Origin of the sequence: Sneathiella sp. (assembly GCF_047631475.1) — a bacterium.
Lineage (GTDB): Bacteria > Pseudomonadota > Alphaproteobacteria > Sneathiellales > Sneathiellaceae > Sneathiella.
On the sequence record NZ_JBLHZT010000009.1, the window covers coordinates 39,669 to 53,913 of the forward strand.

The window sequence follows — 14,245 nt, forward strand, 5'->3', positions numbered from 1 at the left end:
TTCAAAAGTCTAGCTGGAAACGATTAGCTGGCCAGTTTTGTCAAGGCTGTTTCCACAGTTTTCCGGCTGTTACTATTTTCACTTTCGATCGAAGACAATCCATCAAGAATAGAACTGATCGCTTCATTTTGCTGATCACTGATCGAGTTATTTGTAACCAGTGAATTTGCCGTCCGCCCAATATACTCGATCAACTCATCCATTGAGCTTACCGTTTCCTGCATTGTTTCCCGACCTTTTTCAACGGCACTCGTCCCACTATCCATTGACGCGATAATCACACCAATTTCTTCAGTTAAACGGTTTATCCGCTGGCGGATATCATCTGTCGCTTTTGCTGTTTGTGTTGAAAGGCTTTTCACTTCACCCGCTACGACGGCAAAGCCTTTGCCTGCTTCACCCGCACGCGCCGCTTCAATCGTCGCGTTCAGAGCCAGCAAGTTGGTTTGCGACGCAATGTCTTCGATTGACTGAACCATACCCGCAATTTGCTTGGATGCTTCTGAGAGCGCGCCAATGCTATCCGTGGCTCGACCAACTGCGGACGCGATTTCTTCCATATTCTGAGCGGTTTGATTAACGATCTGACGGCTGCGTGCAGCTGAGCCTTGCGCATCTTCAGCGCTTTTCTTGGCTTCGTTTCGGTTCTCGCGAACCTGTCCAATCGACGTACGCACCATTTCGACAGACTGTTGAATAGTACGGGTCTGCGCGGCAATACCCTCTGAATTGACAACAACATTCTTCAAATTGTTGACGGTATTCAGAAGCTCCCCCTTATTTGTATTTTCCCCTGATGTTTCATTTACTGTAAAATCGTTCACGATGATCCCCCACTCCGTGCGTGACGACCCGATGAATGCATAGCGAGGGCCGCCGTGTTATTTTGAGGGATCAACCTAAGTCGGAGTGGTTAACAATCCGTAACGATAGAGAATAACGAAATCAAAAATTCTCTTTAAGGTTTTGCCTGGTCGAGTGAATTTTTCATGCCGTTCAGAATATGGGAAAAAATCGTCAACAAGTTCTGCTTCAGATCTACTCTAAACGGGGCCAGTTCTGGGTGTTCCAATACTTTTGCAAGGACCGGAGACGGATCCGACATCTGCCCCAATCCAACGACAAGACAGTGCAGGGTAGACAAAACCTCAAGCCCCTGCCCTGGCGTCAAAAACGGTAGGGCCCGCTCAATCAGTTGGGCGGTTTGCTCTGATCTGGTTTTTAAATACATCTTGAAAGCAAAAGCTTCCTCATATGAAATGTTTTTTTCAAGCACCAAATGAAGCAGCGTTATGAGACGGAGCATCACCTGCCTGTCGTCAAGCGTCTCGAGGATCACCGACACAAAATGATCGATCGGCATGCCCGGTTGGTGTTCCGTCAATGACATGTCGACCCGATCCAGCCAGACAGTTATCTCTTCTGTCGACAATGCAAGAAATATTTCTTCTTTGGTTTTGAAGTAAAGATAGACCGTTCCCTTGGCTAATCCTGCCCGCTTGGCAATCGTCGCCATACTAACGTCGAAGAAACCCGCTTCCATAAACAAAGACCGGGCCGCGTGCAAAATCGCGTCCCGCCTTGCTTCCTTTTGGCGTTCGTTAGTCGCCCTTTTGACAGACATGTCACCCATACTCAATACCTTGAATTTTTCACGGCACTATCTCCTGAAATGCCAAGAAAATAAATAGATAATCACGATTACCCTGCGACGCTTGACAAAAGATAGCAGATATTATCATATTATGACCAGCGGTCATTTAAATTGATATTGGACAAACTATGCTAACTCTCTCAATCAATGGAACCCTTCAGAATGTGGATGTCGAGGCAGACACCCCCCTGTTATGGGTTATTCGGGACACAGTTAAACTTACTGGCACTAAATTTGGTTGTGGTGTCGCCGCCTGTGGCGCCTGCACCGTCCATATTGACGGAGAACCGGTACGCTCCTGCTCCTATCCGGTAAGTGCCGCTGTAGGATCCGAGATTACAACGATTGAAGGCATTTCTGACGGTACCGTCACAGCCGTTCAGCAAGCCTGGATTGACGAGCAGGTCCCACAATGCGGGTATTGTCAGTCAGGCATGATCATGGCGGTGACCGCTTTGCTAAACGACAACCCGGAGCCAAGTGACGAAGATATCGATGACGCAGTGACAAATGTATGCCGATGCGGCACCTATCCACGTATCCGAAAAGCTATTCATGCTGCGGCCAAACAACAGTCGGGATCATAAATCATGGCAAAATTGCTGACACGTAGGAAGTTTCTTATTGCTGGCGCTCTGGTCGGTGGCGGGATCGCAATCGGATATGGGCTGCGGGATGAAAAACCTGCAAATACCGCGCTAAAAGCAACGACAGGCCAAGGCGAATTTGCCCTGAACGCCTATGTAAAAATTGACAAAGAGGGTCAAATTACCATTGCAATACCGCAGGCTGAAATGGGCCAAGGCATCTTTACGGCCCTTGCAATGCTGGTCGCTGAAGAGTTGGAAGTATCGCTAGACCAAATCACGGCCGAACCCGCGCCAATTGATCCGGTTTACGCCAATGTCGTCGCGCTGATGGACAGCCTTCCCTTTTCAGATGCCCATCATAAGGGCGAAGCCACTATCGGTGCTTGGGGTATGAAAAATGTAGGTGAAATGCTTGGCTTGCAAGCGACTGGCGGCAGCACAAGTGTTCGAAATTCCTGGCTGCCCATGCAACAGGCTGGTGCGACTGCGCGCGAAATGCTCATCGCAGGTGCCGCCAGCAAGTGGGGCGTTTCAGCGAAAGAGTGCGAAGCAAAATCAGGAACCATTCGCCATGCCGCTTCTGGAAAATCAGCACCCTATGCAGACATTGTCGAATTTGCGGCAAAGCAGCCTCTGCCGTCGGATATCCCACTAAAAGACAAAGGCATTCGCCGGGTTATTGGCACCTCTCAAAAACGGTTGGACATTCCCGGGAAGGTAGATGGTAGCGCCCTTTTTGGCGTGGATATTGATCTTCCGGAAATGGCCTATAGCGCGGTGAAGCTTTCTCCCGTTTTTGGTGGAACCGTTGCATCATGGGACCCTGAAGCTGTAAAATCCATGCCTGGCTTCATCAAGGCTGTAAAATTTGAAACGGGCGTTGCAGTCATTGCAGACAGTTTCTGGCGCGCAAAAAAAGCGGTCGAAGCATTGCCTGTTGAATTTGACGACGGTGAACACCGGGCGCTTTCCACGCAAATGATCTTTGATGCGTATGAAAAAGGACTGAACAGTTCTGACGGGCGTTCTTACGCCGAAAGCGGCGATGTTCTTGCTGAAATCGGTTCGAATTCGAACGTTGTTTCCGCACGCTATAAAGCACCTTTTCTTGCACATGCCTGCATGGAGCCGATGAATTGCACGGCGCGGGTGGATGATAATTCTGTTGAAATATGGGCACCGAACCAATCCCCAACACTCGCCGCCTGGTTTGCAGAGAAAGTCGCTGATGTGCCCGCCGAAAATGTCAAAGTGAATTCAACATTTTTGGGGGGTGGTTTTGGACGCCGTATTGAAATTGATTATGTTGTTATGGCCGTTACGATTGCCAAAGAACTGCCCGGACGCCCGGTAAAACTCGTCTGGACCCGAGAAAACGACATCCAGCATGACATGTATCGCCCTGCCGCAATGGCTGACTTCAAAGCGACTCTGAATAATGGTGGAACCATCAATGGCTGGCATACCCGATTGGCAAGCCCTTCGGTTGCACGTTCCTTTACCGAAAGGCTTCTGCCATGGGCAGGGGCGGATATGCCTGACAACACAACAGCCGAAGGGGCCGCGGATATCGCCTATCAATTCCCGCATATGCTTGTCGAACATGTTCCGACCCAGATCCCTGTTCCCGTTGGATTCTGGCGAAGTGTTGGTCATTCCTATAATGGTTTTTTCACAGAAAGCTTTATGGATGAAATGGCCACTGCCGCCAAACAGGATCCCATCGATTTCCGTTTATCCCATCTTGGAAACCATCCAGATTATTCAAATGTCCTGAAAAAACTGAAACAGGTCAGTGGATGGCAAAAACCCCTTGGAGAAAACCGGGGGCGTGGTGTAGCCCTTCATGAATCGTTTGGTTCAATCGTCGGACAGGTTGTTGAAATAACCATGCTTGATGATCAGACAATCAAAATTGACAAGGTATATTGTGTTGTTGACTGCGGTGAAGTTGTTAATCCTGATACTGTCGTCGCTCAAATGGAAAGCGCTATTATTTTTGGCCTGACCGCCGCTTTATTCGGGGAGATTACCCTTAAAGATGGACGCGTCGAGCAGAGCAATTTTCCAGATTACGAAATGATGCAACTTGCTCAGTGTCCGGATATTGAAGTTCATCTGGCCGCCTCTGGTCGCCCATTAGGGGGGATCGGCGAGCCGGGGACACCGCCTATCGCGCCAGCCCTTACAAACGCGATTTTCAATGTTACGAAAACCAGAATACGGGAACTGCCTATCTCAAAATCAGGTTTTTCTGTCTAAATATTAAACCTTCACGTCAAACGGCTTACCGCTTGTTGACGTGAAGGGCTCTATGCAATGCTTCTGACAGCCTGATCTTGGTGAACGGCTTATATAGTATCTCTATACCATCGGGCAGTTTCTCTTTAGATGAGATTGCATTTCCGGTAAAACCTGACATCAAGACAGCCGGTAGATCAGGCCGGATTTCTTTTGCAGCTAAAATCAGCTCTAAACCGTTTAATCCGTTCGGCAGGATTACGTCAGAGAGAAGAAGATCAACCGATTGGGTTTTCAATATTTCGATGGCCGCACTGCTATCAGAACATTCCAGATGAGTATATCCGATAGAGCCAATCTGCTTTGAGACAAGGTTCAGCACATCGGGATTGTCTTCCACAATTAGGACCACCTCACCGTGCCCTTGGTGCAAAAGCTGCTCTTTAGCATCCTTTTTGTTCTGTTTACCCATTTTAACACGCGGAAGATAAAGTTGGATTGAGGTTCCTTTTCCAACTTCACTATAGACAGTAATGTGGCCGCCTGACTGTTTTACAAATCCAAAAACCATACTTAATCCAAGACCACTTCCCTTCCCGACCTCTTTGGTGGTGAAGAAAGGCTCCAGGATTTTTTCCTTGATGTCTTCAGCAATCCCTTCACCTGTGTCACTCACGACGACACAGACATACTCACCCGCCTTAAGCTCCGGTATATTATCAGTGTATTCTTCATCTAAAGATGTTGTGAAACATTCGATTAGCAATTCGCCGCCATTTGGCATCGCGTCCCGCGCATTCACAGCAAGATTTAGAAGAGCATTTTCGAGTTCGGCAGGATCGATCAGAACGTTGCAGTCATTTCTCAAATTTGTTTTCACGTTCACCAGCTCACCAAGTGCCCGCTCTAACAAACTACGCATTTCAAGAATGACGGATCCGGCTTCAACGACGACCGGGTTCAATGTTTGTTGTCGCGAATAAGCCAGAAGCTGATGGGTCAGCAAGGCGCCGCGTTCGGCTCCTTTAATCGCATCCGCCAAATTCTGTGCAAAACCGCCCTCTAAAAGCTTGGCTTCTTCAATCAGTTCAAGATTACCCAGAACAACAGACAATAAATTATTGAAATCATGAGCAACACCGCCTGTTAATTGCCCAACAATTTCAAGCTTTTGCGACTGCCGCAGCTGATCCTGAATTTTATCCGCTTCCTTCTGAGCCTCTACTTCACTAGTGATATCTCTAGAAGTTCCGCGATAACCGATAAAGGTTCCGTCTTGATCGTATCTGGGTTTTCCGCTGGCTGACCAGTATTTAATATTCCCGTTTGGATCAATCCGGCGGAACACATAGTTTCGGAAGGGCATTTGCCTGGCCAAAGTCTGTCGATGATCATTCCAATCACTATACTCTTGATCAACACCCTGTATTTCCCAGCGTTTTTTTCCAACGATATTATTCAGATCCATATTCTGACCGGAATTGGCCTCTCTGGACACATAGACATATCTGTTTTCCGCATCCGTTTCCCATACAGAATCCGACGACACAGATACGAAATCCTGAAACCGCTTTTCACTTTCTTGAAACGCGGTAATGACATTTGCCAAATTCTGCCCGACGATATTAAAGTCCTTAATTGGGGATTGTAGCAATTGCGGTTTACTTTCCTGTCGTTCAGCCCGGCGTGCATAAACAACAAGATCCCCGATTGGCTTCAAAAAAAGCTTTCTTGCCAACATAGCGATCACAATCGATAACGCCAATATGACAATGACCGCGACCCCAACCGAGATCAGGTAGAATTGATCAACACTTGCCTCGTCAGAAATCTCGTATCCGTGAAGAATATGAAATTGAGAATCTGATATTTTCTCTGTAAGTATCTGCGATCCAAAAAGATAATGGACGTCTGGACCATGCTCAGTTAAATCGACACCGCTTTGCGTTATGTGTCTTCCGATATCGCCAGGCAGTTCACCTGAATGCGTTAAGATGTTACCGCGAAACACAACCGCGGAAAAATCTGAACCGACCTGTCTCCTTATGGATTGAATAATTTCCTGATCACTATTTATAAAAAAGCCACCGACCAAATGCCCGGCAACCCGTCCCGTAAGGTTATCTAAAACTTCACGCTTGAAATATACGAGAACGATCGGATCGGAGCCACTGGCCACTTGCGACACCCAGGCCCATCTTCGTTCGTCCCCGCGCCTGTTTTCTATTTTCGAAATTATTTCTTCGATCGGAAATAATTCATTATAAAATGATACTTGGACTTTATTGTCAGATGACAGTAACGCGAGAAATCCTAAATCTGTTTCTTTTTGCCCATAAAAGACACCGCGAAGATACGGCACTATGGCATTCTGATCGGCACGATCTCGGCTTCCTTGAAAGATCGCATCCTCAGCTGTTAAATTGACAATATTCTGAACACCCGTTATTTGAGCATCGAAGACAAGGTCACTCACAACCTTCCCGAGATTTTTCTGATACTCCCGTTTCTGGTCCAAAAGAATGAGAGAACTTTGATACGTAAAACCAAGAACCCCGAGCGTCAGGGCAAGCATAATCAGGAAAAGCCCCACCGCCATTATAAAGGACAGCCGGTATTCCCGTTTTGGAATTTTTTTAGTTTGAGTATCTAAAGGCACGTTTTTTCAGTTCCATAATCTGTTCTTTTGATATGCCTTTTTCAACGAGAATAATATCTCCTGAGAAAACAAGCGGGATCGTTTCACTTTTACCAATTTGATCCAGATAGACAGCCTCCGCCATTGCGACACCATTATCATCATTCATCCGCATGACCGTGAAATCCAGATCACCTCGATTAATGGCCTCAAGCTCGCTATCTCCCCCACCCCATCCATTGGTCATAACCTGACCAAGCTTGTTCCTCTCTTTCAACCCGTCAATTACCCCAAGGGCAATGTCTGTGGAACTACTGAAGATAAAATCGATTTCCGGATTATTATCCAAAATATCCAATGTCGCTCTTTGCGCCTTCAATCGATCAAAACCTACATAATATGAATCCGCAAGGACCATCCGGCTATGTTGCTGCATTTCCAATAGAAATGTTCCGCCCCTCATGTCGTTTACATATCCGCGCGGCCCGAAAAGAATAGCATAGGTTGCCTGGAAATTGGTTCTGCGCAAATATTCCTGCGCCAGAATTTCCGTTCCTGACGCATGATCAAACCCAACATATTGAAACGGCTGTTGATCGCTGAAAGATTTAAGCGGTGTTGTAATATTCTGTAAAATAAGTTTTGTCTTGTTTTGCGATAAGACACTTCTGATCAGCTTTTTATGGCGTGATGCATTTAATGTAAAAACAAGATAATCGACTTCGTTCGTTAAGAACTTCCCCAATTGCTGGGCCTGTTCTGCTATCGCCGTGTCTGGTGATGTGAATTGTGAGATAATTTCTACATTAGAAAACAATTCATCCAATCGGGCCTTCATGGAAAGGACACTTCGGCGCCAATAATCAGATGCTTGAAGCCCAGGATAAATAACACCAATTCTCAGCGGCTTGGTGATTTTTTTGTGAGGGGCTGCATGCTGCCGAACGCGTTCAATAAACGCTGAACTTTTCTTTTTCTCAGAGGGATAAAGCGTCTGATATTCTTCGACGGTCCAATAGTCTGCAAATCGGGTATCTGCATAGGTGGCTTGAGAGAAAGAAAGACAAATCACCACGGATAAAACCATAGACAACGTGACTTTATTCAGTAAATACATTTATGTATCCTTCTTCACCACCCAGACATACTATACAAAATAATCGAAAAAATGTCCGTTTTTATAAAAATATAATTAAATGGTATAAACTTCGTTTACAGATGCAGTAATGATACTTTGAAAAATCTCGTTTTTCAGGCATATTTACTAAAAACGACCTCTCTCACCTTCTGTTTGTATAAAAACAGATTCTGCTAAGAAGAATTCCCTATGAACGGCCCACTTGACGGTATCCTTGTTGTTTCTCTCGAACAGGCTGTCGCAGCCCCCTATCTCTCTTCGCGTTTAGCCGATGCCGGCGCACGCGTTATAAAAATTGAACGCCCAGAGGGTGATTTTGCAAGACGCTACGATAACGTTGTTAACGGTGAAAGCGCGTATTTTGTCTGGTTGAACCGCGGTAAAGAATCCATCCAATTGGACATAAAAAATGAAGCCGACCTTGCGTTACTGAAACGGATGATCGTCAAAGCAGATGTTTTTATTCAAAATCTGGCACCGGGCGTTGTCAATCGCTTTGGACTAAACAGCGAGGCCTTACGCTCCTCCAACAAACGCCTGATTACGGTGGATATTTCAGGCTATGGAGACGAGGGCCCGTTTGCTGACATGAAAGCGTATGACATGCTGGTCCAATCAGAAACCGGCCTTGCGGAAGTTACAGGTTCCCCTCAGGAGCCAGGACGGGTCGGTGTTTCTGTCTGTGATATTGCTGCGGGAATGCATGGATTGGTGGGCGTGCTTCAAGCCCTGTATGAACGAACGATTACCGGCGAAGGCAAGTCGATAAAATCCACCTTGTTCGCGGGAATGGCGGATTGGATGACGGTCCCTCTTTTACATCAGGAATATGGAAAAAAAGCACCCGGCAGAGGGGGCCTTAGTCACCCTTCAATAGCCCCATACGAAGCCTTTGAAACCGGCGATGGCGGAAAAGTCGTCATCTCGATCCAAAATCAGACCGAATGGCATAATTTATGTGAAAAGGTCCTGCGAAACCCGGAATTGGCGGATGATCCCAGATTTCATAACAATATTGAACGGGTAGCGAACCGCAAACCACTGCATGCTGAAATCCATGCCATTTTCCAAACCATGGATCGGCCCGAAGCCGTCAAAAGACTGAAAGAAGCAAGAATTGCCTTTGGCTCTCTGAACACCGTTGCTGATTTGAGTACCCACCCGCAATTAGAGCGGACAACCGTGCAATCGCCATCGGGCCCCGTCAATCTGGTCTCTTCTCCCGTAAAGTTTGCAGGTGAAACAGATCAGTTTTCAGAAATCCCTGCCCTTGGCCAACATAACGATACCTTGCGCAACGAATTCGCAGACAAATGATCAATAACCGCCACGCTATTTTGCAAGAAAAGTATGGGACCTCCTACAAATGGCTGGCCGGGTTTGCCGTTGTCATCGGGTTGCTGACAACGATTTTCTCTTCAACCATGATCACAGTGGCGCTCACGGACATCATGTCAGCCTTTGACATCACGCAGGGTTCCGTACAATGGATGGCAACAGGCTTCTTATGCGCGTCCAGTGTCGCGATGTTGACCACCTCATGGTTCATGCGCACACTCGGTGCCCGCTTAACCTTCATGATTGCATCCAGCCTTTTCATCGTTGGCAGTTTTATGGGTTGGCTCTCCCCAAATTTTGAAACCCTTGTTGCCGCCCGCATCCTTCAAGGTGCTGGCGCCGGTATTATCCAGCCACTTTCCATGGCATTGGTTTTTATCCTCTTCCCACCAGATGTAAGAGGCCGTGCAATGGGTTGGTTTGGCATGGGCGTCGTCCTTGGGCCAGCGCTTGGTCCGTTAATCGGAGGGATTGTCACGGATGCTCTGGATTGGCATACAACCTTTCTTGTTGCGTTGCCTCTCTCCATTTTATCGGTCATCCTGGGTTTTATATTCCTGCCTGACCGCTCAAAAAAGGAAGATGTGGGTCAGTTTAACTTTGTCAGCTTCTTTCTGATTATGCTCGGCGTAGGCGGTCTGCTGTCGGGACTATCCAACAGTCAGTTTCACAGCTTTTCTCATGTGACTGTTTTTCCAAACCTTTGCGTTTCCCTGATCGCCTTTATTCTCTTTTTCAGGCGTGAACTCAGCAGCAGCCAACCGCTTGTCCAACTGGACTTGTTTAAAAGCCTGATTGTTGTGAGCACTGCAATGATTGGTGCTTTTACCAGCGCCGGCCTATTTTCCAGTGTCTATGCTCTGCCGTTATTTGCACGGTCTGTCCAACGCATGAACGCAACAGATGCCGGGCTTGTCCTGTTTCCAGCTGGTGTTGCTCTTGTCATTATTTTTCCAATTGTTGGACGGCTTGTCGACAAACTTCCAGCCTATAAACTGATTGTCGTTGGACAGATTGTTTTCATCATATCAATGATCATCCTGAGTTTCTCAACCCGTGACACCGGCTATCTCGCGCTTGCTGGCTGGTCGTTGGTAAGTCGAGTTGCTTTAGGAGCAATCATGCCCACCAACAGTACTTTTTCGCTCTCCAGTGTGCCGCCAAGTCATGTTACGCAGGCCTCCAGTGCTTTTAACTTCATCCGAATGCTCGGCGGTACTTTAGGGGTCAATCTGACCGCCTTGCTGATCACCAACAGAATGGCCCAGCACACCATGGAGTTAAAAGAAATGGGCCGAGATGTTCTGGCTGATGACTCTCAGATTCAGATTATGACATTGACGTTTCAAGACAGTTTTCTGTTTACTGGATTGGTTTTCTGCCTTGCGATCATTCCCACCCTGTATATCGCCTATCACACAAGAAAAGTAGGCGAATAAAAAACCCTGCCATTGCTGACAGGGTTTTATTTGAAATCTCAGTCAAAAATCAACTGAAGGATTTTCCTTCTTTAACCAGCCGCTCCAACAACGCTGCCGGCTTGAAATAATCACCGAATTTTTCTTGATAGGCGACAAGGCTGTTATAGACAGTTTCCAATCCAACCGCTTCGGCATAGCGCATAGGGCCACCGCGATAAACAGGCCATCCGTAACCATATACCCAGATCACATCAATATCGCTTGCACGGGTCGCAATTCCTTCTTCAAGGATTTTCGCCCCTTCATTGATCATTGGATAGATGCACCGTTCAAGAATTTCCTGATCCGAAATTTTCCGGCGCTCAATGCCTGCATCGGCAGACGCTTTAAGGATAATTTCTTCGACCACAGGATCTGGCGTTGGTGTCCGACTACCCTCTTTATACAGGTAATAGCCCGAACCAGTTTTTTGGCCAAACCGTCCCAACTCGCAGATTGCATCAGCGATCGGGCTGGTTTCGCCTTTACCTTGACGAATTCGCCATCCCACATCATTTCCTGCCAAATCGGACATGGCAAATGGTCCCATTGGCATACCAAAGTCAAACAGGACCCGATCCACATCCTGAGGGAGTGCCCCTTCCATGATGAGTTGGGTTGCCTGCTCGCTACGGCGGTGCAGAATACGGTTTCCGACAAACCCTTCACAGACACCAACCATGGCAGGAACTTTACCGATCCGTTTTGCCAACGCCATACATGTTGCCATAACCGATTTACTGGTTTTCGTCGTCCGCACTTCTTCAAGTAGCTTCATAACATTGGCAGGGCTGAAGAAATGTAAGCCGATCACATATTCAGGACGTTTGGTCACATCTCCAATTTCTTCAACATCCAGTGTCGATGTGTTGGTCGCCAAAATGGCACCGTCTTTACAGATGCCGTCCAGTTTTGCGAACAGTTCTTTTTTAACGTCCATATTCTCGAAGATTGCCTCGATGACGATATCGACATCTTTAACGTCTTCAAGTTCTGTCGTCGGGTTCAGCAAAGACATACATTTGTCCATTGCTTCCTGAGACATCCGCCCCTTGGAAACAGTTGCCGCATAGTTCTTTTCAATCAGTGCGACACCTTTGTCCAAGGCCTCCTGCGTTGTTTCAACAATCGTAACAGGAATACCTGCCTGCAGAAAGTTCATTGCGATTCCGCCGCCCATGGTTCCTGCGCCAATGATCCCAACTTTGTTGATATCAATCAGCGGGGTGTCCTTTGGCACGTCTGGAATTTTTGCAGCCTGACGTTCAGCAAAGAAGAAATAGCGCTGACTGATAGACTGCTCCCCCTCCATCAACTCGATGAACAACTCGCGTTCGCGTTTAAGACCTTCAGGGAAAGGAAGCTCCGCGGATGCCTGAACCGCTTTAATGCAATTCTCTGGCGCTTCAAAATTCCGCGCTTTACGGGCGATTGACTTGCGGAAGTCGTCAAAGATACCCGGATTGTCTTTTGCTGCCTGCAGCTTTTCGTCACGATCACTGATCTTGATTAGCGGACGTCCTTCTGAGACTACTTTTTCGGCAAAGGCAATGGCTGTTGATTTCAAATCACCATCCGCAATCTCGTCAACAAGACCGACTTCCAATGCTTTGTCTGCTTTAATCGGGTCCCCCGATGTAATCATTTCCAATGCCATTGGAATGCCAACCACCCTTGGGAGGCGCTGGGTACCACCGGCCCCTGGTAGAATACCCAGTTTTACCTCAGGAAGGCCAACCTGTGCTTTTGGTGAAGCCACTCTGTAATGGCAGCCAAGTGCTGTTTCCAGTCCCCCGCCAAGAGCCGTCCCGTGAATTGCAGCAACAACAGGTTTGTTGGACATCTCAATTGAACCGATGACGTGATGCAGGCTTGGCTCTTGTGGTGGCTTGCCAAATTCGGTGATGTCAGCGCCCGCAATAAAGGTGCGGCCATCACACACAATCACGATGGAACTAACACTGTCGTCCTTATTGGCAGCCTCAATCCCGCCTTGTATGCCGGCTCGCACACCGACACTTAATGCATTTACGGGTGGGTTGTTGATTGTAATAACACCAACATTTCCTTCTGCGTGATAATTTACCTTATCTGTAATCGCAGTCATTTTTTCTTATTCCTTTCTTCGTCTCTCGACTGAAACGGTTTTTATTTTCGTGTGGGATCTTCTGAAACCTGAACAAGCAGTTTACCAAAGTTTGCCCCTTTCAACAGACCGATGAAAGCTTCTGGAGCATTTTCGATACCTTTCACGATATCTTCCCGATATTTCACTTGACCAGAGCTCACCCAGCCGCCCATCTCGCGCAGGAATTCCGGTAACTTGTGATAATGATCCGAAATAATGAACCCCCGCAATGTCATCCGCTTAACTAGCATCTGGCCCATGAAAGCCGGCAGCATATCAGGGCCTTCAGGATGACCGGTCATGTTATAATTGGCGATCCGTCCACACAGTGGAATACGGGCAAAGTCATTGAGCAACGGCAGAACTGTTTCAAAAACCATACCGCCTACATTTTCATAATAAATGTCGATGCCGTCCGGGCAGGCTTCTTTTAGCTTATCTGCAAAGTCAGCGTCTTTGTAATTGAGGCAGATATCAAAGCCCAGTTCCTGTTCCACATAATCACATTTTTCTTTGGAACCTGCGATCCCGACAGCGCGGCACCCTTTGATTTTTGCAATCTGTCCAACCACACTGCCAACAGCGCCCGAAGCGGCCGCAACAACAACGGTTTCCCCTTCTTTTGGCTGACCAATGTCTAACAAGCCGAAATAGGCTGTCAAACTTGGCATTCCAAGGACACCAACTGCGGTTGAAATGGGCGCAAGCGAAGGATCCAGTTTCATGATACCGGTACCATCTGACACGCTATAGGCCTGCCATTTGGTCATGCCCATAACATAGTCGCCTTCTTTAAACCCACTATTGTTGGATTTTGTAACCACAGCAACGCCGCTGCCCAGCATGACCTCTCCCAGCTCAGCACGGGCAGAATAACTTTTTCCTGCATCCATTCTGCCGCGCATGTACGGGTCAAGTGACATATAAATGGTTTTCATCAAAAACTCGCCCTCTCCCGGTTCGGGGATAGGGGTCTCAGCCAACTCGAAATTCTCGGGAGTGGGTTCTCCAACGGGGCGGGATTTCAGTAACCATTGCTTGTTCATTTCAGACATTTT

At 47.4% G+C, this 14,245-nt stretch carries 10 protein-coding genes; 4 read left to right on the plus strand and 6 right to left on the minus strand.

Going from position 1 to position 14,245, the window contains the following annotated elements; genetic code table 11:
* Positions 1 to 23: 23 nt before the first annotated feature.
* Both ACJAYR_RS05600 and ACJAYR_RS05605 read right to left on the minus strand, forming a co-directional pair.
* Complete coding sequence (locus ACJAYR_RS05600) at positions 24 to 824, minus strand: methyl-accepting chemotaxis protein (RefSeq protein WP_415235683.1); 801 nt, start codon at positions 822 to 824, stop codon at positions 24 to 26.
* A gap of 134 nt (positions 825 to 958) precedes the next feature.
* Complete coding sequence (locus ACJAYR_RS05605; RefSeq protein ID WP_415235684.1) at positions 959 to 1,633, minus strand: TetR/AcrR family transcriptional regulator; 675 nt, start codon at positions 1,631 to 1,633, stop codon at positions 959 to 961.
* 149 nt (positions 1,634 to 1,782) lie between these two features.
* Between ACJAYR_RS05605 and ACJAYR_RS05610 the strand changes: the two genes are divergently transcribed.
* Positions 1,783 to 2,241, plus strand: coding sequence for a (2Fe-2S)-binding protein (locus ACJAYR_RS05610; RefSeq protein ID WP_415235685.1), 459 nt, complete (start codon positions 1,783 to 1,785; stop codon positions 2,239 to 2,241).
* 3 nt (positions 2,242 to 2,244) lie between these two features.
* On the plus strand, positions 2,245 to 4,506 hold the full coding sequence (locus ACJAYR_RS05615) for a molybdopterin cofactor-binding domain-containing protein (RefSeq protein ID WP_415235686.1): 2,262 nt from the start codon (positions 2,245 to 2,247) through the stop codon (positions 4,504 to 4,506).
* Between the two features lie 25 nt (positions 4,507 to 4,531).
* On the opposite strand, the gene ACJAYR_RS05620 is transcribed toward ACJAYR_RS05615, so the two are convergent.
* Together ACJAYR_RS05620 and ACJAYR_RS05625 are read right to left on the minus strand one after the other, a co-directional pair.
* Positions 4,532 to 7,144: an ATP-binding protein gene (locus tag ACJAYR_RS05620; RefSeq protein ID WP_415235687.1), complete on the minus strand. Its 2,613-nt coding sequence runs from the start codon at positions 7,142 to 7,144 to the stop codon at positions 4,532 to 4,534.
* Positions 7,122 to 8,240, minus strand: coding sequence for a substrate-binding domain-containing protein (locus tag ACJAYR_RS05625; RefSeq protein ID WP_415235688.1), 1,119 nt, complete (start codon positions 8,238 to 8,240; stop codon positions 7,122 to 7,124). The genes ACJAYR_RS05620 and ACJAYR_RS05625 overlap by 23 nt, the downstream gene beginning before the upstream one ends.
* Before the next feature lie 210 nt (positions 8,241 to 8,450).
* Here ACJAYR_RS05625 and ACJAYR_RS05630 point away from each other — a divergent pair, with 210 nt between their 5' ends.
* Entirely contained in the window at positions 8,451 to 9,578 is a 1,128-nt protein-coding gene (locus tag ACJAYR_RS05630) for a CaiB/BaiF CoA transferase family protein (protein WP_415235689.1), read from the plus strand.
* The gene (locus ACJAYR_RS05635) at positions 9,575 to 11,038 is read left to right on the plus strand and encodes a DHA2 family efflux MFS transporter permease subunit (RefSeq protein WP_415235690.1); all 1,464 of its coding nucleotides are present in this window, start codon (positions 9,575 to 9,577) and stop codon (positions 11,036 to 11,038) included. The genes ACJAYR_RS05630 and ACJAYR_RS05635 overlap by 4 nt, the downstream gene beginning before the upstream one ends.
* 49 nt (positions 11,039 to 11,087) lie before the next feature.
* On the opposite strand, the gene ACJAYR_RS05640 is transcribed toward ACJAYR_RS05635, so the two are convergent.
* Positions 11,088 to 13,166, minus strand: a complete 2,079-nt coding sequence (locus ACJAYR_RS05640) for a 3-hydroxyacyl-CoA dehydrogenase NAD-binding domain-containing protein (protein ID WP_415235691.1) — start codon at positions 13,164 to 13,166, stop codon at positions 11,088 to 11,090.
* Between the two features lie 41 nt (positions 13,167 to 13,207).
* Complete coding sequence (locus ACJAYR_RS05645; protein WP_415235692.1) at positions 13,208 to 14,242, minus strand: NADP-dependent oxidoreductase; 1,035 nt, start codon at positions 14,240 to 14,242, stop codon at positions 13,208 to 13,210.
* Positions 14,243 to 14,245: the final 3 nt, after the last annotated feature.